Below are 22,582 nucleotides of genomic sequence, written 5' to 3'. Positions count from 1 at the left end.
ACTGGGCTCGCAGCTGGGCCCAGTCCCGATTTTGAAGAATTCGCCTCAGTGCGAGCCCTTCATCTCCTGCCCGCGCTTGACGCCGCCCCTTTTCCGCGCGACCCCGTTTGCTCGGGTTGACGGCGATATGAAGGAAGCGTGGGGATGGCCAAGAGTACCTTGTCGGCGGATATGCGCTCGGGCGCGCTCGTCTACCATCGCAGCCCACGCCCCGGTAAGATCGAAATCCAGGCGACCAAGCCGCTCGGCAACCAGCGCGATCTGGCGCTGGCCTATTCGCCCGGCGTTGCCGCCGCCTGCGAGGCGATCGTCGACGATCCCAGCCAGGCCGCCGAACTGACCTCGCGCCAGAACCTCGTCGCCGTCATCACCAACGGCACCGCCGTGCTCGGCCTCGGCGACATCGGCCCCCTGGCCTCCAAGCCGGTGATGGAGGGCAAGGCGGTCCTGTTCAAGAAATTCGCCGGCATCGACTGCTTCGACATCGAGGTCGAGCAGAAGAACATCGAGAAATTCGTCGAGGTCGTCGCGGCGCTGGAGCCGACCTTCGGCGGCATCAATCTCGAGGACATCAAGGGTCCGGAATGCTTCGAGATCGAGGAACAGCTCAAGGCCCGGATGCAGATCCCGGTCTTCCATGACGACCAGCACGGCACGGCGATCATCGTCAGCGCCGCGGTCCTGAACGGGCTCGATCTCGCCGGCAAACATATCGGCGAGGTCAAGATCGTCGTCTCCGGCGCGGGCGCCGCCGCGCTCGCTTGCCTCAACCTGCTGGTCGAGCTCGGGGCCCAGCGCAAGAATATCTGGGTCACCGACCTCGAAGGCGTGGTCCATAAGGGCCGCAACACGCTGATGGACCGCTGGAAGGAAGTCTATGCGCAGGAGACCGACGCCCGCACGCTGGCCGAGGTCATCGGTGGCGCCGACATCTTCCTCGGCCTCTCCGCAGCGGGCGTGCTCAAGCCCGAGATGGCCAAGCAGATGGCCGCCAAGCCCTTGATCCTGGCGCTCGCCAACCCCAACCCCGAGATCACGCCGGAAGACGCCTTGGCCGTGCGCCCCGACGCTATGATCTGCACCGGGCGCTCGGACTACCCGAACCAGGTCAACAACGTCCTGTGCTTCCCCTATATCTTCCGCGGCGCACTCGACGTGCAGGCGACGACGATCAACGAGGCGATGAAGCTCGCAGCCGTGCGCGCCATCGCCGCGCTTGCCCGCGAGGCGACGTCGGACATCGCGGCGCGCGCCTATGGCGGCGAGGCCTCGACCTTCGGGGCGACCTCGCTGATCCCCAACCCCTTCGATCCGCGTCTGATCCTGCGCATCGCGCCCGCCGTCGCCGAGGCCGCGATGGCGACCGGCGTCGCGCGCAAGCCGCTCGAGGACGTCGAGGCCTATCGCGAGGACCTGTCGCGCTTCGTCTTCCGCTCGGGCTTCATCATGAAACCGCTCTTCGCCCTGGCGAAGGCCGACCCCAAGCGCGTGATCTATGCCGAGGGCGAGGATGAGCGCGTGCTGCGCGCCGCCCAGGTCGCGCTGGAGGAAGGGCTGGCGATCCCGATCCTGATCGGCCGCCCGAGCGTGATCGAGACGCGCATCGAGCGCTTCGGCCTGTCGATCAAGCCCGGCCGGGATTTCGAACTGATCAACCCGGAGGACGATCCGCGCTATCGCGACTACGTCCAGACCTATCTCGACATCGCCGGCCGACGCGGCATCACGCCCGATGCCGCCCGCTCGCTGGTGCGCACCAACAACACCGTCATCGCGGCGCTCGCCGTGGCGCGCGGCGAGGCCGACGCCATGATCGCCGGGCTGGAGGGCCGCTATCTCTCGCGGCTGCGGCACATCAAGGACATCATCGGCCTGCAGCCCGGCGTCTGCGACATCTCGGCGATGACCCTGATCATCACCAACAAAGGCGCCTTCTTCCTGGCCGACACCCATGTGAAGGCCGACCCGACCGCCGAGGAGATCGCCGACATGACGGTGCTCGCGGCGAGCCATGTCGCGCGCTTCGGCATCGAGCCCAAGATCGCCTTGCTCTCGCATTCGGATTTCGGCGCAGCCGACACGCCCTCCTCGCTCAAGATGCGCAAGGCGCTCGGCCTGATCCGCGAGCGTGCGCCGGAGCTGGAATGCGATGGCGAGATGGAGGCCGACACCGCACTCGTCGCCATGGTGCGCGAGCGCGTGCTGCCCTCATCGCGCCTGAAGGGCGTTGCCAACGTCCTGATCTTCCCCAATCTCGACGCCGCCAACATCGCCTATCAATTCGCCAAGGTGCTGGCGGATGCGCTGCCCGTCGGGCCAATCCTGATCGGCGCGGCCAAGCCCGCCCATATCCTCACCGGCTCGGTGACGGCGCGCGGCGTCGTCAACATGACGGCGCTGGCGGTGGTCGAGGCGCAGGAGCGGGCGGCAATCGCCGTGGCTGGCTAAACGCGTCATTGCGAGCGCAGCGAAGCAATCCAGGGGCCGTCGAGCGAGACCTCCTGGATTGCTTCGTCGCTCACGCTCCCCGCAATGACGGGTCTTCGCGGAGTTTATCCTTGGGCCGACCAAAGGTCGGACCCGAGGGCGTAGCCCCGGAATGACGGCAGTGGTTGCCATTCAAACCGTCTGTCCCCAAGGCCTGTTTTTCCGCCTTGGCAGGCGCTGAAAGCCGGGCTCTACTTCCCTGACGATGTCTGTGCGCCGCAGAGTCGGCCGCCGCCAGGGGAGGCTTCCATGTTCCACGTCACGCGCCGCGCCGTGCCCTTCCTGCTTGCCGCAGCTCTTGCCGCAGGCTTTGCCATCTCCGGCGCGGCGACGGCCGCCGCTCAGGTGGTCTTCCACCGCGGCAATGACGGCGACCCCGAGACGCTCGACGCCCACAAGACCTCGACGGTCACTGAGGCGCATCTGCTGCGGGACCTCTCCGAGGGGCTCGTCATCCACAATATGAAGGGCGAGGTCGTGCCCGGCGTCGCCGAGAGCTGGACGATGTCGCCGGACGGCAAGACCTATCTCTTCAAGCTGCGCAGCACCGCGAAATGGTCGAATGGCGACCCGGTCACCGCGTCTGATTTCGTGTTCTCGCTGCGGCGGATAGTGAACCCCGAAACCGGGGCGAAATACGCCAATATCCTCTATCCGCTCCTCAATGCCGAAAAGATCAACAAGGCCGCTGCCGACGCCAGGCTCGACGATCTCGGCGTGAAGGCAATCGACGAGCGCACACTCGAACTCAGGCTGGAGCGCCCGACGCCCTATCTCTTGGAATTGCTCACGCATCAGAGCGGGCTGCCGGTCCACCCCGCCTCGGTCGCGAAATTCGGCAAGGATTTCGTCAAGCCGGAGAACTGGGTCTCGAACGGCGCCTATGTGCTGAAGGAGTTCGTGCCGAACTCCCATATCCGGCTCGACAAGAACAAGGCCTTCCACGACGCCGCCAACGTCAAGATCGACACGGTGATCTATTACCCCTCCTCGGATCTGGCCGCTGCCGCGCGCCGCTTCCAGGCCGGCGAACTGCACCTGACGAGCGACATCCCGGCCGACCAGATCAAGCAACTGCGCGAGAAGCTCGGCGACCAGGTCAAGGTCGCGCCCTATCTGGGCACCTATTTCCTGATCATCAACAGCGCCAAGAAGCCCTTCGACGATGTCCGCGTGCGCCGGGCGCTGTCATTGGTGATCGACCGCGAATTTATCGCCGACGAGATCTGGGGCGGCACGATGCTGCCGGCCTATGGCGTGATCCCGCCCAATATCGGCAACTATGGCGAGCGCGCCGAGGCCGACTTCAAGAACGCCTCGCCGCTCGACCGCGAGGACGAGGCGAAGAAGCTGCTCGCCGCCGCGGGCTTCGGCCCCGGAGTGCCGCTGAAAGTCCAGCTGCGCTACAACACCACCGACAACAACCGCCGCACCATGATCGCCGTCGCCGAGCAGTGGAAGGCGATCGGCGTCGAGACCTCCTTCATCAACACCGACGGCAAGACGCATTTCGCCTTCCTGCGCGACGGCGGCGATTTCGACGTCGCCCGCTATGGCTGGATCGGCGACTATTCCGACCCGCAGAACTTCCTCTTCCTGTTCCAGAGCGACAATACCGGCTTCAATTCGGGCAAATACGACAACCCGACCTTCGACAAGCTGATGAAGACCGCCGCCGACGAGATCGACCTCGTCAAGCGCGCCGCGATCCTGCGCGAGGCCGATGCGATCCTGGCCGCCGACGTGCCCTGGATCCCGATCCTGTATTATTCGAGCAAGAACCTGGTCTCGCCCAAGCTGGTCGGCTTCGAGCAGAACCTGCGCGGAGCGATCCCGACGCGGTTCCTGAGCCTGAAGCCCTAGAACGGCCGTTGTCACCGGAACCACGCCGTCATCCCGGACGCAGCGAAGCGGAGATCCGGGATCCATCGTAGAGTTCATCGCCCTTCGATGGATCCCGGGTCGACCTGCGGTCGCCCGGGATGACGCCGAGGGTTTCATGAAGGACCTGAATGCTCCCCTTCATCCTGCGCCGCCTCGCGACCGCGATCCCGACGCTCTTCGTCGTGGTGACGCTGTCGTTCTTCCTGATGCGCGTCGCGCCCGGCGGGCCGTTCGACCTCGAACGGCCGCTGGAAGCCAAGGTGATGGAGAACCTGCGGCGCATCTATCAGCTCGACCAGCCGCTCGTTCAGCAATACCTGACCTATCTCGGCGCGCTGCTGCGCGGCGATTTCGGCCCGTCCTTCTATTTCCGCGATTTCTCGATCGGCGAATTATTCGCGCAGGGCCTGCCGGTCTCGATGCGGCTCGGTGCCTCGGCGCTGGCGCTCGCCCTCCTGATCGGCGGGCCGCTGGGAGCGCTCGCCGCCTTCCGCCAGAACGGCAATGCCGACCATGCCGTGATGGGCTTCGCTGCGGCCGGCATCACCATCCCCAATTTCGTCGTCGCACCGGTGTTGCAGATCGTCTTCGGGCTGACGCTCGCCTGGCTGCCGGTCGGCGGCTGGAATGGCGGAGCCTTGCGCAACATCATCCTGCCGGTCGTCACGCTCGCGCTGCCGCAGATCGCGGTGATCGCGCGGATGACGCGGGCGGCCATGATCGAGACCCTGCGCGCCAACCATATCCGCACCTTGCGCGCCCAGGGGCTCGACGGTTCGACGGTCGCACTGCATGCGCTGCGGGCCTCGGCCCTGCCGGTCGTCTCCTATCTCGGCCCGGCGGCGGCGGCCCTTCTCACCGGCTCGGTCGTGGTCGAGACGATTTTCGGCATTCCCGGCATCGGCCGCTATTTCGTCGAGGGCGCGCTCAACCGCGACTACACACTGGTGATGGGCACGGTCGTCGTCATCGCCGTCTTCGTGCTCGTCTTCAACCTCGCGGTCGATCTGCTCTACGCCCTGCTCGACCCCCGCGTCAGGCTCGATTGAGCATGGCGCGTTTTTCCGATCCGGACCGGCTCCAGGGCATGCGCCGATGAGCGAGCTGCCTCTCGGCCCTCTGCCAACGCTTGGCCGCTCGCTCTGGCAGGATGCGCGCAACCGCCTGACACGCAATCGCGCGGCGGTCACGAGCCTGATCGTGCTGGGGCTGATGGCGCTGGCCTGCATCGCCGGCCCCTGGCTCACCGGCCACCCTTACGACCGGGTCTATCCCGACTATGTCCGCGTGCCCGCCAGCCTGGAGAGCTATCCGAAAGCCGAGGCGATCCCCGCTGCCGTCCAGCGCATCGCCGCCCGCATTCGCGCGACACCGGGCGATGTCGTGGTCGCGGGCGAGGGTGAGCGCGAGATTTTGCGCCTGACGCTGACCTCGCAACGCCCGATCGACCAGCGCCTGCTGGTCTATTTCGACCGCTCCGACCAGTTCGGCACGCCCCGGATCACGGCAAATGAAGAGGATGGCCGCAGGCTTGCCGTCGAGGTGCCGCTCAAGCGGCAGCACTTCCTCTTCGGCACCGATGCGAATGGCCGCGACCTCCTGACCCGCACCCTGATCGCGGGACGCGTATCGCTGGCCATCGGATTGCTCGCGACCGGCGTCGCGCTCGTCATCGGCGTGCTCTACGGCGCAACCGCCGGCTATCTCGGCGGGCGCATCGACATGCTGATGATGCGTGTGGTCGATGTGCTCTACGCCCTGCCCTTCATCTTCTTCGTCATTCTGCTGGTGGTGTTCTTCGGCCGGAACTTCATCCTGATGTTCCTGGCGGTGGGGGCGATCGAATGGCTCGACATGGCCCGGATCGTCCGGGGCCAGACGCTTTCGATCAAGCGGCAGGAATATGTGCTGGCAGCCGAGGCGCTCGGCGTCACCACAGGTGGCATCATCTGGCGCCACATCATCCCCAACACGCTCGGCCCCGTGATCGTCTATGTCACGCTCCTTGTGCCCAAGGTCATCCTGCTGGAGAGCTTCCTGTCCTTTCTGGGGCTTGGCGTGCAGGAGCCGATGACGAGCTGGGGCGTGCTGATCTCGGACGGCGCGCGCGCCATCCAGGGCGCCTGGTGGATGCTGGTCTTCCCCGCGGCCTTCCTGGTGACGACGCTGTTTGCGCTCAACTTCCTCGGCGACGGCCTGCGCGACGCGCTCGATCCAAGGGATCGCTGAAGGTGCGCACCAGCTTCAAAAATGGGCGCGGGATCCCCTCTCCCGCATCGAAGTCGGGTCTACCCGACTTCGACATCCAAGAGCTGAACCCGGGTATACCCGGGTTCAGTGAGAGGGGTAGGGGTGAGGGCCCGCCCTCACCACAGAGAGCGCAGAGATATGCAACGGAGCCGTGGCGCCTAAGCGCCCGGCGGCACACCCTCACCCCTGCCCCTCTCCCATTCGGGAGAGGGGTTCCCCGCGGCTCTTTCACATTGGCGAGCGGCTAGGATGGTGACAAATCCCATCCTTTCGATCCGCGACCTGCGCATCCGCTTCCGCACCAATGACGGCATGGTCGAGGCCGTGCGCGGCGTCGATCTCGATGTCGGCGCCGGCGAATTCGTCGCGATCGTCGGCGAATCCGGCTCCGGCAAGAGCCAGAGCGTGATGGCGGCGATGGGCCTGCTCGCCGGGAATGGTGAGGCGACGGGCTCGATCCGCTATCGCGGCGCGGAACTGCTCGGCCTCAAGCCCGCCGCGCTCAACGCCTATCGCGGCCGCAAGCTCGCGATGATCTTCCAGGAGCCGATGACCTCGCTCGATCCGCTGTTCCGGATCGGCGCGCAGATCGCCGCGCCCTTGCGCAAGCATCAAGGCCTGTCGCGCAAGGCGGCGCGCGCAAGGGCGCTCGAACTGCTCGAACTGGTCAGGATGCCGCGGCCCGAGGCCAGGCTCTCATCCTACCCGCACGAGCTCTCCGGCGGCCAGCGCCAGCGCGTGATGATCGCGATGGCGCTCGCCAACGATCCCGACATCCTGATCGCCGACGAGCCGACGACGGCGCTGGACGTCACCATCGAGGCGGAGATCCTGGCGCTGATCGCGGAACTGCGCCAGCGGCTCGGCATGGCCGTGATCCTGATCACCCATGACCTCGGCCTCGTGCGCCAGCACGCCGAGCGCGTCTATGTGATGAAAGCAGGCGAGGTCGTCGAGAGCGGGACGAAGCGGCAGATCATCACTGCGCCCACGCATCCCTATACCCGGATGCTGCTCGCAGCCGAGCCGGAAGGCCGCAAGGCGCCGCCGCCGGACGACGCGCCCATCCTGCTCGCGGCGCGGGATCTGCGCGTCAGCTATGATCTGTCGCGCGGCTTCCTGCGCCGCGAGACCGCCCTGCTCCATGCCGTGGACGGCGTCGACCTGACGCTGCGGCGCGGCCAGACCATCGGCATCGTCGGCGAATCCGGCTCCGGCAAGTCGACGCTCGGCAAGGCGGTGCTGAAGCTCGTGCCCTCCTCGGGCACGGTCCGCTTCGAGGATCGCGCTCTCGAGCCGCTCGACCGCGCCGCGATGCGGCCCTTGCGCAGCAGCCTTCAGGTGGTCTTCCAGGACCCGTTCGGCTCGCTCTCGCCGCGCCTGACGGTCGGCGAGATCGTCAGCGAAGGCCTGCTCGTGCATGCGCCCCAGCTCACGCGCGCCGAGCGCGACCTGCGCGCCGCGCAAGCCTTGGCCGAGGTCTCGCTCGAGCCCGCCTTGCGCAATCGCTATCCGCATGAATTCTCGGGAGGCCAGCGCCAGCGCATCGCGATCGCCCGCGCCATGATCCTGCATCCCAAGCTCGTCGTGCTGGACGAGCCGACCTCGGCGCTCGACCGCACCGTGCAGAAGAGCATCGTCGCGCTGCTCAAGGACATGCAGGCCCGGCACGCCCTCTCCTATCTCTTCATCAGCCACGACCTCGCCGTGGTCCGCGCCATGGCGGACTGGATCATGGTGATGAAGGACGGCCGTGTCGTCGAAAGCGGGCCGACGGAGGCGATCTTCGAGGCGCCGCAAGCGGATTACACGCGCCGGCTGATCGCGGCTTCGATCAAGGGCTAGCGGCTGCACCAGCCGTCATTGCGAGCGGAGCGAAGCAACCCAGCATCACGCTCGACGTCCCCCTGGATTGCTTCGTCGGCTTCGCCTCCTCGCAAGGACGAGGTGTTTCAGGCTTTGCGCCCCTCCAAAACCTCCGGATTCATCACCCGGGTGGGCTTACCATCGAGGAAGGCGAGCGCGTTCTCGATGCTCTCGCCATAGTACTCGGCCAGGACCGGCGCGGCCGAGTAACCCAGATGCGGCGTCAGCACGACATTGGGCAAGGTCCGTAGCGGGTGATCGCGCGGCAACGGCTCCTGGCCGTAGACGTCGAGCGCGGCGTTAATCGCGCCCTTGCGCAGATGCTCCAGCAGAGCGCCCTCATCGACGAGTGGGCCGCGCGCCGTGTTCACCAGGCAGGCGCCCGGCTTCATCGCGGCAAGCTCGGCCTCGCCGACGATACCGCGCGTACGCTCGGACAGGACGAGATGCAGCGAGACCACGTCCGAGGTCGCAAACAATTCATCCTTCCCGACATAGGCGACCCCGGCGGCTGCGGCGGCCTCAGTGGTCAGGTTCTGGCTCCAGGCGACGACCTCCATCTCGAAGGCCTTGGCATAGCGCGCCACGCGCTGGCCGAGCTTGCCGAGACCGACGATGCCGAGCCGCTTGCCGGCGACGACATCTCCCAGCGGCAGGCCCTCATGCCAGCCGCCCGCCCGCATGCTCGCATCGGCCTGGGGCAGGCTGCGAGCATTGGCGAGGATCAGCGAGAAGGCGAGTTCGGCGGTTGCCGCGCCGACATGTTTTCCGCCGGTGTTGCTGACGATCACGCCGGCCGCCGTGCAGGCGGCGAGATCGAGCGTCTGGGCACGCCCGCCCGTCAGCGCCAAGAGCCTGAGCTTCGGCAAGCGGCCGATCAGCGAGGCGCCGAAGGCCGTGCGCTCGCGCGTCGGGATGATGATCTCGGCATCGGCCAGCGCAGCCGCGACCGCCTCCTCGCTGGCGAAAGCCTGGCTCAGGAAACGAACGTCCGCCCTGGCCTCCAGCCCGGACCAGTCGGCGCATTGCCGGGCGACGTGCTGGCTGTCGTCGAGGACGATGACGAGGGGGCGGTTCATGCGGACTTCCTTCAATTCAGCTCGGCGGCCTCAGCTTCAACGCATCCTACTCTCGTGGCGCGGGCACAGTGTTGCGCGCTGCGCTGATCTACAAGCCGGCTTTGAGGCTCGCCTCGCCCGAAGGCCTCGGCTAGGAAAGAGCGCTATCCTCCAAGCCCTCCGGTCCAAGAGTCTGCCCCATGAGCCGCATCGTCTACGTCAATGGCGAATACCTTCCCGAGGAAGAGGCAAAGATCTCGGTCTTCGATCGCGGCTTCATCTTCGCCGACGGCATCTACGAGGTCTCGGCCGTGCTCGGCGGCAAGCTCGTCGATTGCGAGGCGCATCTGGCGCGGCTCGAACGCTCCTGCGGCGAGATCAACCTGCCTTTGCCCTGGTCGCGCGCCGAATTGGTCGCGATCCATGAGGAAATGATCAAGCGCAACGCCCTCGATGAAGGCGGCGTCTATCTGCAGGTCACGCGCGGCGCCGCCGACCGCGACTTCCCCTTTCCCAAGGACATCAAGCCGACGCTGGTGCTGTTCACCCAGGCCCGCAACTATGTGAATGCGCCGACCGTGAAGACCGGCATCAAGGTCGTGACCTTCCCCGACCTGCGCTGGGAGCGGCGCGACATCAAGAGCGTCGGGCTGCTCGGCCAGGTGCTGGCCAAGCAATTCGCCGCCGAGCAGGGCGCCAATGACGCCTGGCTGGTCGAGGACGGCGTCGTCACCGAGGGCGCCTCGGCGACCGCCTGGATCGTCAAGGGCAAGACGCTGATCTCGCGGCCGCTCTCCAACAAGGTGCTGCCCGGCATCACGCGCAAGGCCGTACTCGCCTTCCTCGCCGAGACCGACTTCACCTTCGAGGAGCGGACCTTCACCCTTGAGGAAGCACTCGACGCCGAGGAGGCCTTCATCACCTCCGCGACGGCCTTCGTCATGCCGGTGACGTCGCTCGACGGCCACACCATCCATAACGGCGCGCCGGGCCCGACGACGCTGCGCCTGCGCGAGATCTATGTCGATTTCGCCCGGAAGGGCGGCGTCCTGGGGTGAGAACGGCCCCGGCGTATCCCGTGTTCAACAATCTCCGAGTTTGTTGAACACGGGCAGGCCTCTCGACCAGTTGCGTGACACCTTGCCGTCATTGCGAGCGTAAGCGAAGCAATCCAGGGGGCGTAGAGCGAACCCTCCTGGATTGCTTCGCTTACGCTCGCAATGACGATGGAGCAGCGGTTGGGACACGGCCATATCGTCCAACGGCCGACCCCTCACTCTGCCCTCTCCCACCAATCTCGGGCTTGCCCGAGATTGGCAGAGATCGTGACCCAAGTCGGAAACATCGACTTGGATTGGAGAGGGCGTCACGTCGGCGTCGCCCGCTGCCCCATCACATAGGTCGCGGCGACATTGCGCTCGTCGCCGAGCGTGACCAGCACGAAGAGCTCTTCTGCCAGATCGCGCACCGTCTCCAGCCGGTGCGCCATCGCTCGCGTCGCAGCGGGGTCGAGCACCACGACATCCGCCTCATGGCCGGGTTCGAGCGAACCGATGAGATGGTCGAGCTTGAGTGCGACCGCATTGCCGCGCGTGATCGCATGCAGCGCCGCGAAGGACTGGAGCGACTGCCCCTGCAATTGCAGTATCTTGTAGGCCTCCGACATGGTGCGCAGCATCGAATAGGAGGTGCCGCCGCCGATATCGGTCGCGACCGCGACCGGCACGCCCTCGCGCTTGGCGCGCGCCCAGTCGAACAGTCCCGAGCCCAGGAAGAGGTTCGAGGTCGGGCAGAACACCGCGACCGCCCGGGCTTCAGCAAAGGCGCGCCATTCGCGCTTGGTCATGTGGATGCAATGGCCCATCAGGCTCCTGGGGCCGAGCAGACCGTAATGTTCGTAGACGCCGGCATAATCGGGCGCATCCGGGAACAGTTCGCGGGTGTAGGCGATCTCGGCTTGGTTCTCGTTGATATGGGTCTGGACATGGCAATCGGGATGCTCCGCCGCCAGGCGCCCCGCAGCCGCCAATTGCTCGGGTGTCGAGGTGATCGCGAAGCGCGGCGTGATGGCGTAAAGCTGCCGGCCCTTGCCATGCCAGCGCGCGATCAGCGCCTTCGAATCGGCATAGCCACTCCCGGCGGTATCGGTCAGGGCCTCGGGCGCATTGCGGTCCATCATCACCTTGCCGGCGACCATGCGGGTGTTGCGGCGCTCGGATTCCAGGAACAGCGCTTCAACCGATTGCGGATGGACCGAGCAATAGACCACCGCCGTCGTCGTGCCGTTCGCCAGCAATTCATCGAGGAAGAAGCGGGCGAGCTTTTCGGGATGGCCCTGCTGCCCGCATTTCTGCTCCTCAACGAAGGTGTATTTGTTGAGCCACTCCATCAATTGCGCGCCATAGGAGGCGATCACCTGCGTCTGCGGCATGTGCAGATGGGCGTCGATGAAACCCGGCATGATCAGATGCGGGCGATGGTCGATGATCTCCGCCCCCGCCGGCAGCGTCGGCAACAGTGTGGCAGCCTCGCCCACGGCCGCGATAATGCCACTGGCAATGACCAGCAGCCCGTCTTCGACATAGCGATGGGCGGCGTCTCCCGCAGTCTCGGGATCGTCGACGAACCAGAGCAGGCGGCCGCGCAGCGCCCGGATGGCTTTCGTTTCGGTCACAGCTTAAGGCTCCGGCTCAAATTCAGGTCATATCTGCACCAAATCAAAGCTTTCGGCCAAGCATCGATCATGCCTAATCTGAGGGCATGATTTGGGTTTGCGAGGGATGCGGGCAGAATGCGTGAAACGCTGCGCTTCCTCCTCGGCGACAGGCTGGTCGAGCTCGCATCCTGCGATCCGACGCTGACCGTGCTCGACTGGCTGCGCCTCGACCAGCGCCTGACCGGTGCCAAGGAAGGCTGCGCCGAGGGCGATTGCGGCGCCTGCACCGTGGTGGTCGGGCGGCTCGACCGGGGCACGTTGCGCTATGAGGCGATCAACGCCTGCATCCGCTTTCTGGCGACGCTGGACGGCTGCCAATTGCTCACCGTGGAGCATCTGAAGGGCGCCGACGGCGCGCTCCATCCGGTCCAGCAGGCGCTGGTCGACTGCCATGGCTCGCAATGCGGCTTCTGCACGCCGGGCTTCGTCATGTCGCTATTCGCGCTCTGGCTGAACGAGGATGCGCCCGTCGTGACGCGCATCGAGGACGCGCTGGCTGGCAATCTCTGCCGCTGTACCGGCTACGAGCCCATCATCGCCGCGGCGCAGCGCATGTACGGGCTCGGTAAGCGGTCTCAGGACCGTTTCGCGATGGACCGGCCGCGGATCGCAAGCAAGCTCGGTGCGCTCCAGGACCAGGAGACGCTGGCGCTGGGCGGCGAGGGCAGCCGCTTCTACGCACCGGCAAGCCTCACAGCCCTCGCTGAACTCATGCTCGCCGACCCCGATGCGACGCTGGTCGCCGGCGCGACCGATGTCGGGCTCTGGGTGACCAAGGGCATGCGGCGGCTCTCTCCCGTGATCTCGCTCGGCCGGATCGAGGCGCTGCGTGACATCGCCGATGAGGGCGACCATCTGCGCATCGGCGCGATGGTCAATCATGTCGATGTTCGCAAGGCGCTGGCGGTCTTGTCGCCACAGCTCGACGAATTGATGCGGCGCTTCGGCGGCGAGCAGGTCCGCAATGCCGGCACGATCGGCGGCAACATCGCCAATGGCTCGCCGATCGGCGACCTGCCGCCGGCGCTGATCGCGCTCGGCGCGCGGCTGGTGCTGGCGCGTTCCCGTCATTGCGAGGAGCGCAGCGACGAAGCAATCCAGGGGGACGTCGAGCGAGCCCCCCTGGATCGCTTCGCGGAGCCTGTACTTGGGCTTGCCGAAGGCAAGACCCGGGTGCTCGCGATGACGGAAGAGACAGGAGCACTCCAGCGCCGCACCATCCCGCTCGAAGACTTCTTCCTCGACTACCGCAAGCAGGATCGCCAGCCCGGTGAATTCCTCGAGGCGGTCCTGGTGCCGAAACTGCCGACGGATGCGCTGTTCCACGTCTCCAAGATCTCGAAGCGCTTCGACGAGGACATCTCGGCCCTCTGCGGCGCATTCTTCCTGCGCCGCGATGCCACCGGCGCGATCAGCGAAGCGCGCCTCGCCTATGGCGGCATGGCCGGCATCCCGAAGCGGGCAAAGGCCGCCGAGGCTGCATTGACGGGACGCATTTGGGACGAGATGGCTGTCACCGATGCCATCTCCGCCTTGGCGAGCGATTTCCAGCCGCTCACCGACATGCGCGCGTCGGCGGGATACCGCCTCAGGGTCGCGGGCAATCTGCTGCGGCGTTTCCTGATCGAGACGACGCAAACCGGGGCGGCCACACGCGTCGCCGGGCTGCTGGCGGAGGCCGACCATGGCTGACGCGCGCAAGCGGCTCGATCCCGAGAGCACGACAGGACCAGTCAGCGCCGCACAGCCGCATGATTCCGCCATCAAGCATGTCGCCGGCGAGGCGATCTATATCGACGATATCCCCGAGCCCGCCGGCCTCGTCCATGCCTGCCTCGGCCTGAGCGAGATCGCCCATGGCCGCTTGGTTGCGCTCGATCTTGAACCCGTTCGCGCCGCGCCCGGCGTGCTTTGCGTGCTGACGGCCGGGGATATTCCGGGCCAGAACGACATCTCCTCGACACATCGCCATGACGAGCCGGTCTTCGCGACGGAGATGATCCTGCACCACGGCCAGCCGCTTTTCGCGGTCGTTGCCGAAACGCGCGATCAGGCGCGGCGTGCGGCCCTGCTCGCCAAGGCGGAGTATCAGGAGACCGCGCCGCTCCTCGACATCGCCGCCGCCCGCGCTGCCGGTGGGGAACTCGTCACCGACCCGCTCAAGCTCGAACGCGGCGATGTCTCGGCTGCGCTTGCCGCGAGCCCGCGCCGCCTGAAGGGCTCGATGGCGATCGGCGGGCAGGATCATTTCTACCTGGAAAGCCAGATCGCGCTCGCCATTCCCGGCGAGGACGAGGACATGTTCGTCGCCTCCTCGACGCAGCATCCTAGCGAAGTCCAGCACATGGTCGCCCAGGTGCTCGGCGTCGGCTCGCATGCGGTCACCGTCGAGATCCGGCGCATGGGTGGCGGCTTTGGCGGCAAGGAGACGCAGGCCAATCTCTTCGCCTGCGTCGCCGCGCTTGCCGCCCGCAAGCTCAGGCGGCCGGTGAAGCTCAGGCCCGACCGCGACGACGATATGGTCATCACCGGCAAGCGCCATGATTTCGTCTGCGATTACGAGATCGGCTTCGACGATGACGGCCATATCCTGGCGGTCGACACGGTCTATGCCGCGCGCTGCGGCTGGAACGCGGATCTGTCGGGCCCCGTGACCGACCGCGCGCTGTTCCACATGGATAATTGCTATTTCTACCCGGCGGTGCGCGCCCGCTCCGAGCCCTTGCGCACCAACACCGTCTCGAACACCGCCTTCCGCGGCTTTGGCGGGCCGCAAGGCATGGTCGGGGCCGAGCGCTTCATCGAGGAGGTCGCCTTCGCGACCGGGCTCGACCCGCTGGAGGTGCGCCGGCGCAATCTCTATGGCGGCAGTTCCTCCAGTGAAGGGCTTGGCCGGAACGTCACGCCCTATCACCAGACCGTCGAGGACATGATCGGCGGCGAGGTCATCGCAGAGCTCGAACGCCGCTGCGACTACAAGGCCCGGCAGGAGGCGATCCGCGCCTTCAATGCGGGAAGTCCGATCATCAAGCGCGGCATCGCGTTGACGCCGGTCAAATTCGGCATCTCCTTCACCGCGACCTGGTACAATCAGGCCGGCGCGCTGGTGCATGTCTATACCGACGGCACGGTGATGCTGAACCATGGCGGCACCGAGATGGGCCAGGGGCTGCATGTGAAGGTCGCCCAGGTCGTGGGCCATGCCTTCGGCATCGGGCTGGACCAGATCAAGATCACCGCCACGACGACCGGCAAGGTGCCCAACACCTCCGCCACCGCCGCTTCCTCAGGTTCGGATCTCAACGGCATGGCGGCGCTCGACGCCTGCGAGACGATCAAGGCGCGGATGACCGCCTTCGCGGCCAGGAACTGGCAGGAGGAGCCCGACGCCATCGCCTTCCTGCCCGGCCGCGTGCAGATCGGCGCGCGCGAGATCGCTTTCGCCGAACTCGTCCAGGCCGCCTATATGGCCCGCATCCAACTCTCGGCGACCGGCTTCTACGCGACGCCAAAGATCCATTGGGACCGCAAGGCCGGGCGCGGCCACCCGTTCTATTACTTCGCCTATGGCGCAGCCGCTGCCGAGGTCGCGATCGACACGCTGACCGGCGAATACAAGGTCGAGCGGGTCGACATCCTGCATGATTGCGGGACGTCGCTGAATCCGGCGATCGACAAGGGCCAGATCGAGGGCGGCTTCATCCAGGGCATGGGCTGGCTCACCACGGAGGAGCTGGTCTGGGACGAGAAGGGCCGGCTCAAGACGCATGCGCCCTCGACCTACAAGATCCCCGTCGCGTCGGACCGACCACGCATCTTCAATGTCGATCTCCTGGAGAACGCGCCCAATCGCGAGCCGACGATCCATCGCTCCAAGGCGGTGGGTGAGCCGCCACTGATGCTGGCGATCTCGGTTCTGCACGCGCTCTCCGACGCGGTGGCGAGCGTCGGTGGACACAGGGTCTGCCCGCGGCTCGATGCGCCGGCGACGCCGGAGCGGGTGCTGACGGCGGTGGAGCGGGTCAAGGCGGAGGTGGGCGCATGATCACCGCTCTATCGCGCCTCAATCGTTCGCGAACCCACCGCGGGGAACCCTCTCCCGTAGGGAGAGGGCAGGGTGAGGGGTCGGCCGTTGGACGCCTGCACTCAGACCTGACCGCCGTTTCATCGTCATTGCGAGCGCAGCGAAGCAATCTAGGGGACGTAGAGCGAGCCCTCCTGGATTGCTTCGCTGCGCTCGCAATGACGGCAAGGTCTCACCCTGCTGGTCCAGGGGCCTACACCTCACCCCTGCTCCTCTCCTTACAGGAGAGGGGTTCCCCGCGCCTCGCCATCGCCAGGACGGAGGGTGCGATATGACCCTCGCCGCCTTCCTCAGCACCCACCGGCATGAAGGCGTCGTGCTGGTGCGGATCGCAGCTGCCTCGGGCTCAACCCCGCGCGAAGCCGGCGCCACCATGGCGGTCAGCGCGGGCGCGACCGCCGGGACCATCGGCGGCGGGCAGCTCGAATTCCACTGCATCGACATCGCTCGCGAGATGCTGACCGAGGGTGCAGCGCAGCGCGCGCTCGACATCCCGCTCGGCCCGCAAATGGGTCAATGCTGCGGCGGGCGGGTGCGGGTCGCACTGAAGCGCGCGACGGCGGCCGATCTCGCCAGGCTCGCCGCCAGCGAGCAGGCCGACGCGGTTCTGAGGCCCTCCGTCCTCCTGTTCGGCGCCGGCCATACCGGCCGGGCGCTTGCCCTGGCGCTCGCCCCCCTGCCCTTCGCGACAACGCTGATCGACGACCGCGACGGCGTCATGGATGGCCTGCCGTCTGCGATCACCTGCATCAGAATGGCCGATCCCGTCACGGAGATCGAGGCGGCCAGGCCCGGCAGCGCCTTTGTGATCCTGAGCCATAGCCACGCGCTGGATTATCGCCTGACGGAAGCGGCGCTGGCACGGAGCGACGCGTCTTACGTCGGCATGATCGGCTCGGCGACGAAGCGGGCGCGTTTCGAGTCCAGCTTTCTGCGGGCCGGCGGGAGAAACGAAGCGCTCTCCCGCCTCACCTGCCCGATCGGCGGCTGCGATGTGGACGACAAGCGCCCGGAGGTGATCGCGGCCTTGACGGCGGCCGAGCTGGTGCGTTGCTTGCTTGGCCACCGGCAGCCGGCGAAGGGGAGACGGGCCAGACATGAACCAGCCGCGTGAGCAGGAGGTGCCGCCGCGGCTGGCGCTCGCCCATATCTCCAAGAGCTTTCCGGGCGTGAAGGCGAATGAGGATATCAGCCTCAGCGTCCGTCCCGGCGAGATCCACGCGCTGCTCGGCGAGAACGGGGCCGGCAAATCGACGCTGGTCAAGATCATCTACGGCGTCCAGCACGCCGATGAGGGCACGATCGCCTGGAATGGCGAGACCGTCGCGATCCCCTCCCCCAAAGCGGCGCGCCGGCTCGGCATCGGCATGGTGTTCCAGCATTTTTCGCTGTTCGACGCGATGACGGTGATCGAGAACATCGCGCTCGGCCTCGACGAGGCGGTCGATCGCGAGGCGCTGAAAGCCCGCGTCGCCGCGATCCTCGACAGCTACTCGCTGCCGCTCGACCCCGAGCGCGCGGTGCACACGCTCTCAGTGGGCGAGCGCCAGCGCATCGAGATCGTGCGCTGCCTGCTGCAGAAGCCGAAGCTGCTGATCATGGACGAGCCGACCTCGGTGCTGACGCCCCAGGAGGTCGAGCGGCTGTTCGAGACCTTGCGCCAGATCGCCGCCGAGGGCTGCGCGATCCTCTACATCTCGCACAAGCTGCATGAGATCAAAGCGCTCTGCGAGGCGGCAACGATCCTGCGGGGCGGCCGGGTCGTCGCGACCTGCGACCCCAAGCTCGAGACCACCAAGCGCATGGCCGAGCTGATGATCGGCGCGGAATTGCGCCAGATCGAGCACAAGCCCGGCGCTGGCGCGGGCGAAGTGCGGCTCAGCGTCAAGGGCCTGTCGCTGGCGGGCGAGCCGCCCTTCGGCACCGATCTCGAAGCGGTCTCCTTCGCGGCGCGCGCCGGCGAGATCCTCGGCATCGCCGGCGTCGCCGGGAACGGCCAATCGGAGCTGCTGACCGCGCTCTCGGGCGAGCGATTGGCCTCCAGCCCCGATGCGATCCTGCTCGACGGCCGGCCGATCGGGCTGCATGGTGCCGGGCCGCGCCGGACGGCCGGCCTCGCCTGCGTGCCCGAGGAACGCAACGGCCATGCCGCCGTGCCGGATTTCTCGCTGGCCGACAACAGCATCCTGACCGCGCGCCACCGTCTGCCGCTGGCCCCGCTCGGTTTCGTCGCGCGCGGCGATGTGCTGCGCTTCGCCCAGAGCGTGATCCAGCGCTTCGACGTGCGCACCACCGGCCCCGGCGCGCTGGCACGCACGCTCTCTGGCGGGAACCTGCAGAAATTCATCATGGGCCGCGAGATCGGCCAGCAGCCGGCCGTGCTCGTGGTCTCGCAGCCGACCTGGGGCGTCGATGCCGGCGCCGCCGCCGCGATCCGGCAGGAGCTGGTCGACCTCGCCGCCAAGGGCTCGGCGGTGGTGGTGATTTCGCAGGATCTCGACGAACTGCTCGAACTCGCCGACCGGCTCTGCGTCCTCAACGAGGGCCGGCTGTCGGCGCCGCGCGCGATTGCGAGCCTCGGCATCGACGAGATCGGCCTGATGATGGGCGGCGTGCATGGTGTCGATTCGCCTAGTGCCGATTCAACTGGTGCCGATTCACTTGCTGCCGATTTGCCAGGCGCCTTGCCGCATGCGGAGGCCGGCCCCCATGCTTGAATGGCGCCGCCGCCGCGAGCCGAGCTCGCTCATGCTCTATGCGAGCCCGCTGATCGCGGTCCTGCTCACCATGCTGATCGGCATGATCGTCTTCACCGCGATGGGCTATGCCGGCTTCCACGCCGTGCGTGACATCTTCCTGACGCCGTTCCTGGAGCCGCAGCGCTGGCCCGATCTCGGCGTCAAGGCCGCGCCGCTCGTCATGATCGCGCTCGGGCTTGCCATCGGCTTCCGCGCCAATGTCTGGAACATCGGGGCGGAGGGGCAATACATCATGGGCGCGATCGCCGGCACCGGGGTGGCGCTGGCGACCTATGACATGACGGGATGGTGGATCCTGCCCGCCATGGCGCTCGCCGGCATCCTCGGCGGCATGGCCTGGGCCGCGATCCCCGCCTTCCTGCGCGTGAAACTCCAGGTCAGCGAGATCCTGACCAGCCTGATGCTGACCTATGTCGCGGTGCAGGGCCTGTACTATCTCGTGCGCGGCCCCTGGAAGGATCCGGACGGTTTCAACTTCCCGCAGACGCGCATGTTCACGCCCGACCAGACGCTGCCCGCGATGGCGGAAGGTTCGCTCATCCATCTCGGCATTCCGCTCGCGCTCGTCATCGCCGTCATCGCCTGGCTGGTCATGGAAAAGACGACAGCAGGCTATGCGGTGAAGGTCGTAGGCCTGGCGCCGGCGGCGGCGCGCCATGGCGGCTTCAGCGCCGACACGGTGACCTGGGCGACATTGCTCACCGGAGGCGGGCTTGCAGGCCTTGCCGGCCTGTTCGAGGCGGCCGGTCCCTTCGGCCAGCTCACCCCGCAATTCCCGACCGGATACGGCTTCACCGCGATCATCGTCGCGTTCCTGGGCCGGCTGAACCCGCTCGGCATCGTCTTTGGCGGCATCGTGCTGGCGGCGACCTATGTTGGCGGCGAGATCGCACAGACAACGGTCAAGCTGCCGCAGGCCGCGACCGGCATGTTCCAGGCGCTGCTGCTGTTCATGCTGCTGGCGACCGACGTGCTGGTGCGCTACCGGATCGGCTGGAAGGTGCGGGCGGTATGAGGGCCATTGCCAGCACGTCATGCTCGGGCTTGACCCGAGCAACGCTCCCCCGAGATTCTCGGGTCTGCGCTGCGCTCCGCCCGAGAATGACGCGAGTGCGCCCATGACCTCCGCCATTCTCGTCTCGATCCTGATGACCCTGGTCGCCGCCTCGACGCCGATCCTGCTGGCGGCGCTGGGCGAGCTCGTCGTCGAGAAGTCGGGCGTGCTCAATCTCGGCGTCGAGGGCATGATGCTCACCGGCGCGGTGGCGGGCTTCGCCGTCGCCTACAGCAGCGGCAGCACGACGCTGGGGCTCGTCGCAGCGCTCGCCGCAGGCGTCGCCACGGCGATGATCTTCGCCGTGCTGACGCTCTCCCTCACCGCCAACCAGGTCGCGACGGGGCTGGCGCTGACGATTTTCGGCATCGGCGCCTCCTCGCTGATCGGGGCCGGCTTCGTCGGGCGCACCATCACACGGCTGGGGCCGGTCTTTCCCGAGACGCTCTCGGGCCATCCGATCCTGCGCGCCGTCTTCGGCCACGATATCGTGGTCTATCTCTCGCTCGCGCTGGTGCTGGCGGTCAGCCTGTTCCTGCGCAGGACGCGGCCCGGCCTGATCCTGCGTGCCGTCGGCGAGAACGACGCCTCGGCCCATGCCATCGGCTACCCCGTCATCGCCATCCGCTATGGCGCGATCGCCTTCGGCGGAGCGCTGGCCGGCCTGGGCGGGGCCTATTTCTCGCTGGCCTTGACACCGATGTGGGCTGACCGCCTGACCGCCGGGCGCGGCTGGATCGCACTTGCGCTCGTCGTTTTCGCCGCCTGGCGGCCCGGGCGATTGCTGCTGGGGGCCTATCTGTTCGGAGCGGTGATGACGCTCGAATTGCAGGCCAAGGCGGCCGGCGTCACCTGGCTCGCGCCGGAGCTTTTGGCGACAGCCCCCTACCTTGCGACAATTGCCGTTCTGACCATGATGTCGCTAGGACGAAAGACCGGCCGGCTCGATGCGCCGGCCTGCCTCGGCAAGCCATTCTCGGCGTCGTGACGCCGCAAACCATAAACGGGGAGACCACATCATGACCTCCATCATCACGCGCCGCAGGTTCAATTTCGGCGCGGGCGCCGCTGCCGCGACCCTGCCGCTGATCGGCGGGCAGGCTTCGGCGCAAGCCCCGCTCGGCGTCGGCTTCATCTATGTCGGCCCGGTCGGCGACCATGGCTGGACCTGGACGCATGACCAGGGCCGCAAGGCGCTGGAGAAGGAGTTCGGCGACAAGATCAAGACCAGCTTCATCGAGAACGTCGCCGAAGGGCCCGACGCCGCACGCGCCATCCGTCAGCTCGCCCAGGCCGGCAACCGGATCATCTTCACCACCTCCTTCGGCTTCATGAACCCGACGATCCAGGTGGCCAAGCAGTTCCCGAAGATCCATTTCGAGCACGCGACCGGCTATCAGCGCGCCGAGAACGTCGCAACCTACAACGCCCGCTTCTATGAGGGCCGGGCCGTGATCGGCACCATCGCCGGCCATATGTCGAAGACCGGCCAGGCCGGCTACATCGCCTCCTTCCCGATTCCGGAAGTGGTGATGGGCATCAACGCCTTCACGCTGGCCGCCCGCAAGGTGAACCCTAACTTCAAGACCAAGGTGATCTGGGCCTCGACCTGGTACGACCCGGCCAAGGAGGCCGACGCCGCCAAGGCGCTGATCGACCAGGGCGCCGACATGATCACCCAGCACACCGACTCGGCAGCCGCCCTGCAGGCGGCCGAGCAGCGCGGCGTCTTCGCCTTCGGCCAGGCCTCGGACATGAAGGCCTTCGCTCCCAAGGCGCATCTCTCGGCGATCGTCGACGACTGGTCGGGCTACTACGTCAAGCGCGTCAAGGAGGTCATGGACGGCAGCTGGAAATCCGGCGACGTCTGGGGCGGCATCAAGGACGGCTTCGTCAAGATCGCGCCCTATAACGACGCGGTGACGCCGGCGGCGCGTGCGGCAGCCGACGAGGTCCAAAAGGGCATCGTGGCAGGCACGCTCCACCCCTTCACCGGCGAATTGAAGGATCTCAAGGGCGAGGTCCGGGTCAAGGCCGGCGAGAAGGCCTCCGACGAGGTGATGTCGAAGATGGACTGGTATGTCGACGGCGTGCAGGCGTGATGCTTGTCTTTCCAGGGCTTCGCGTGAGCGAAGAACCCGGAACCCACGACCGGGCGCGCCCTTTGCTCCTGCGTCATTCCTGCCCTTGTGGCGAGAATCCACGTCTTGAACACAGCGTTCGCCGAAGGGAGACGTGGGAAGAAAGACATGGATGGTCGGCACAAGGCCGACCATGACGGGTTTTCCGTCTCGCCCAGTCGTGGGTCCCGTGTCTGCGCAGCGGCACTTTGCGCCGCAGCGCGCACGGGATGATACCCCGCGAAAATTCTTCGCCTTGAACCCCTTGCAGATATTTTAAGCTTGAAACAATATGCCTGCGGCG

At 66.8% G+C, this 22,582-nt stretch carries 15 protein-coding genes; 13 read left to right on the top strand and 2 right to left on the bottom strand.

All coding sequences use genetic code 11. The annotated features are described in order from the left end of the window. Positions 1-144 precede the first annotated feature (144 nt). The 5 genes from BHK69_RS12560 to BHK69_RS12540 all read left to right on the top strand — a co-directional run bounded on the left by BHK69_RS12560 (position 145) and on the right by BHK69_RS12540 (position 8,466). Positions 145-2,448 (top strand): NADP-dependent malic enzyme, encoded by a 2,304-nt coding sequence (locus BHK69_RS12560; protein WP_069690400.1) that lies wholly within the window; start codon positions 145-147, stop codon positions 2,446-2,448. 288 nt (positions 2,449-2,736) lie between these two features. Next, positions 2,737-4,350 carry a peptide ABC transporter substrate-binding protein gene (locus BHK69_RS12555; protein WP_069690399.1) on the top strand — a complete coding sequence of 538 codons (1,614 nt, stop codon included), beginning with the start codon at positions 2,737-2,739 and terminating at the stop codon, positions 4,348-4,350. 149 nt (positions 4,351-4,499) lie between these two features. Next, positions 4,500-5,420: an ABC transporter permease subunit gene (locus BHK69_RS12550; RefSeq protein ID WP_069690398.1), complete on the top strand. Its 921-nt coding sequence runs from the start codon at positions 4,500-4,502 to the stop codon at positions 5,418-5,420. A gap of 46 nt (positions 5,421-5,466) precedes the next feature. Continuing rightward, positions 5,467-6,600, top strand: coding sequence for an ABC transporter permease subunit (locus BHK69_RS12545; protein WP_069690397.1), 1,134 nt, complete (start codon positions 5,467-5,469; stop codon positions 6,598-6,600). Positions 6,601-6,870: 270 nt separating this feature from the next. Continuing rightward, positions 6,871-8,466, top strand: coding sequence for an ABC transporter ATP-binding protein (locus BHK69_RS12540; RefSeq protein WP_069690396.1), 1,596 nt, complete (start codon positions 6,871-6,873; stop codon positions 8,464-8,466). Positions 8,467-8,573: 107 nt separating this feature from the next. Here the strand turns inward: BHK69_RS12540 and BHK69_RS12535 are convergent, their stop codons facing one another. Next, positions 8,574-9,566, bottom strand: a complete 993-nt coding sequence (locus tag BHK69_RS12535; RefSeq protein WP_069690395.1) for a D-2-hydroxyacid dehydrogenase family protein — start codon at positions 9,564-9,566, stop codon at positions 8,574-8,576. A gap of 179 nt (positions 9,567-9,745) precedes the next feature. Between BHK69_RS12535 and BHK69_RS12530 the strand changes: the two genes are divergently transcribed. After that, positions 9,746-10,603 (top strand): D-amino-acid transaminase, encoded by an 858-nt coding sequence (locus BHK69_RS12530; protein ID WP_069690394.1) that lies wholly within the window; start codon positions 9,746-9,748, stop codon positions 10,601-10,603. Positions 10,604-10,911: 308 nt separating this feature from the next. On the opposite strand, the gene guaD is transcribed toward BHK69_RS12530, so the two are convergent. Continuing rightward, on the bottom strand, positions 10,912-12,219 hold the full coding sequence (gene guaD / locus BHK69_RS12525) for a guanine deaminase (protein ID WP_069690393.1): 1,308 nt from the start codon (positions 12,217-12,219) through the stop codon (positions 10,912-10,914). A 117-nt stretch (positions 12,220-12,336) separates the two neighbouring features. Here guaD and BHK69_RS32870 point away from each other — a divergent pair, with 117 nt between their 5' ends. The 7 genes from BHK69_RS32870 (at position 12,337) to BHK69_RS12490 (ending at position 22,260) form a co-directional block, all read left to right on the top strand. Next, entirely contained in the window at positions 12,337-13,953 is a 1,617-nt protein-coding gene (locus BHK69_RS32870; RefSeq protein WP_069690392.1) for a xanthine dehydrogenase small subunit, read from the top strand. After that, positions 13,946-16,306 carry a xanthine dehydrogenase molybdopterin binding subunit gene (gene xdhB, locus BHK69_RS12515; protein WP_069690391.1) on the top strand — a complete coding sequence of 787 codons (2,361 nt, stop codon included), beginning with the start codon at positions 13,946-13,948 and terminating at the stop codon, positions 16,304-16,306. The genes BHK69_RS32870 and xdhB overlap by 8 nt, the downstream gene beginning before the upstream one ends. Before the next feature lie 310 nt (positions 16,307-16,616). Next, complete coding sequence (xdhC, locus tag BHK69_RS12510; protein ID WP_069690390.1) at positions 16,617-17,459, top strand: xanthine dehydrogenase accessory protein XdhC; 843 nt, start codon at positions 16,617-16,619, stop codon at positions 17,457-17,459. Further along, positions 17,443-19,062: an ABC transporter ATP-binding protein gene (locus tag BHK69_RS12505; protein WP_069690389.1), complete on the top strand. Its 1,620-nt coding sequence runs from the start codon at positions 17,443-17,445 to the stop codon at positions 19,060-19,062. Before xdhC ends, BHK69_RS12505 begins: the two co-directional genes overlap by 17 nt. Next, the gene (locus BHK69_RS12500) at positions 19,055-20,119 is read left to right on the top strand and encodes an ABC transporter permease (protein ID WP_148663392.1); all 1,065 of its coding nucleotides are present in this window, start codon (positions 19,055-19,057) and stop codon (positions 20,117-20,119) included. Before BHK69_RS12505 ends, BHK69_RS12500 begins: the two co-directional genes overlap by 8 nt. 103 nt (positions 20,120-20,222) lie before the next feature. Beyond that, complete coding sequence (locus tag BHK69_RS12495) at positions 20,223-21,146, top strand: ABC transporter permease (protein ID WP_069690387.1); 924 nt, start codon at positions 20,223-20,225, stop codon at positions 21,144-21,146. Positions 21,147-21,177: 31 nt separating this feature from the next. Continuing rightward, positions 21,178-22,260 carry a BMP family ABC transporter substrate-binding protein gene (locus BHK69_RS12490; RefSeq protein ID WP_069690386.1) on the top strand — a complete coding sequence of 361 codons (1,083 nt, stop codon included), beginning with the start codon at positions 21,178-21,180 and terminating at the stop codon, positions 22,258-22,260. Positions 22,261-22,582 lie beyond the last annotated feature (322 nt).

Source organism: Bosea vaviloviae, from assembly GCF_001741865.1.
In the GTDB taxonomy this organism is placed as follows: domain Bacteria; phylum Pseudomonadota; class Alphaproteobacteria; order Rhizobiales; family Beijerinckiaceae; genus Allobosea; species Allobosea vaviloviae.
This window is presented reverse-complemented; position numbering and strand designations above follow the sequence as displayed.

Coding starts and splice junctions, on each gene's coding strand:
- BHK69_RS12500 (WP_148663392.1), top strand. CDS start 19,055: ATGCTTGAATGGCGCCGCCGCCGCGAGCCGAGCTCGCTCATGCTCTAT.
- BHK69_RS12490 (WP_069690386.1), top strand. CDS start 21,178: ATGACCTCCATCATCACGCGCCGCAGGTTCAATTTCGGCGCGGGCGCC.
- xdhC (WP_069690390.1), top strand. CDS start 16,617: ATGACCCTCGCCGCCTTCCTCAGCACCCACCGGCATGAAGGCGTCGTG.
- BHK69_RS12555 (WP_069690399.1), top strand. CDS start 2,737: ATGTTCCACGTCACGCGCCGCGCCGTGCCCTTCCTGCTTGCCGCAGCT.
- BHK69_RS12545 (WP_069690397.1), top strand. CDS start 5,467: ATGAGCGAGCTGCCTCTCGGCCCTCTGCCAACGCTTGGCCGCTCGCTC.
- BHK69_RS12505 (WP_069690389.1), top strand. CDS start 17,443: ATGAACCAGCCGCGTGAGCAGGAGGTGCCGCCGCGGCTGGCGCTCGCC.
- BHK69_RS12495 (WP_069690387.1), top strand. CDS start 20,223: ATGACCTCCGCCATTCTCGTCTCGATCCTGATGACCCTGGTCGCCGCC.
- BHK69_RS12550 (WP_069690398.1), top strand. CDS start 4,500: ATGCTCCCCTTCATCCTGCGCCGCCTCGCGACCGCGATCCCGACGCTC.
- BHK69_RS12540 (WP_069690396.1), top strand. CDS start 6,871: ATGGTGACAAATCCCATCCTTTCGATCCGCGACCTGCGCATCCGCTTC.
- BHK69_RS32870 (WP_069690392.1), top strand. CDS start 12,337: ATGCGTGAAACGCTGCGCTTCCTCCTCGGCGACAGGCTGGTCGAGCTC.
- BHK69_RS12530 (WP_069690394.1), top strand. CDS start 9,746: ATGAGCCGCATCGTCTACGTCAATGGCGAATACCTTCCCGAGGAAGAG.
- xdhB (WP_069690391.1), top strand. CDS start 13,946: ATGGCTGACGCGCGCAAGCGGCTCGATCCCGAGAGCACGACAGGACCA.
- BHK69_RS12535 (WP_069690395.1), bottom strand. CDS start 9,566: ATGAACCGCCCCCTCGTCATCGTCCTCGACGACAGCCAGCACGTCGCC.
- BHK69_RS12560 (WP_069690400.1), top strand. CDS start 145: ATGGCCAAGAGTACCTTGTCGGCGGATATGCGCTCGGGCGCGCTCGTC.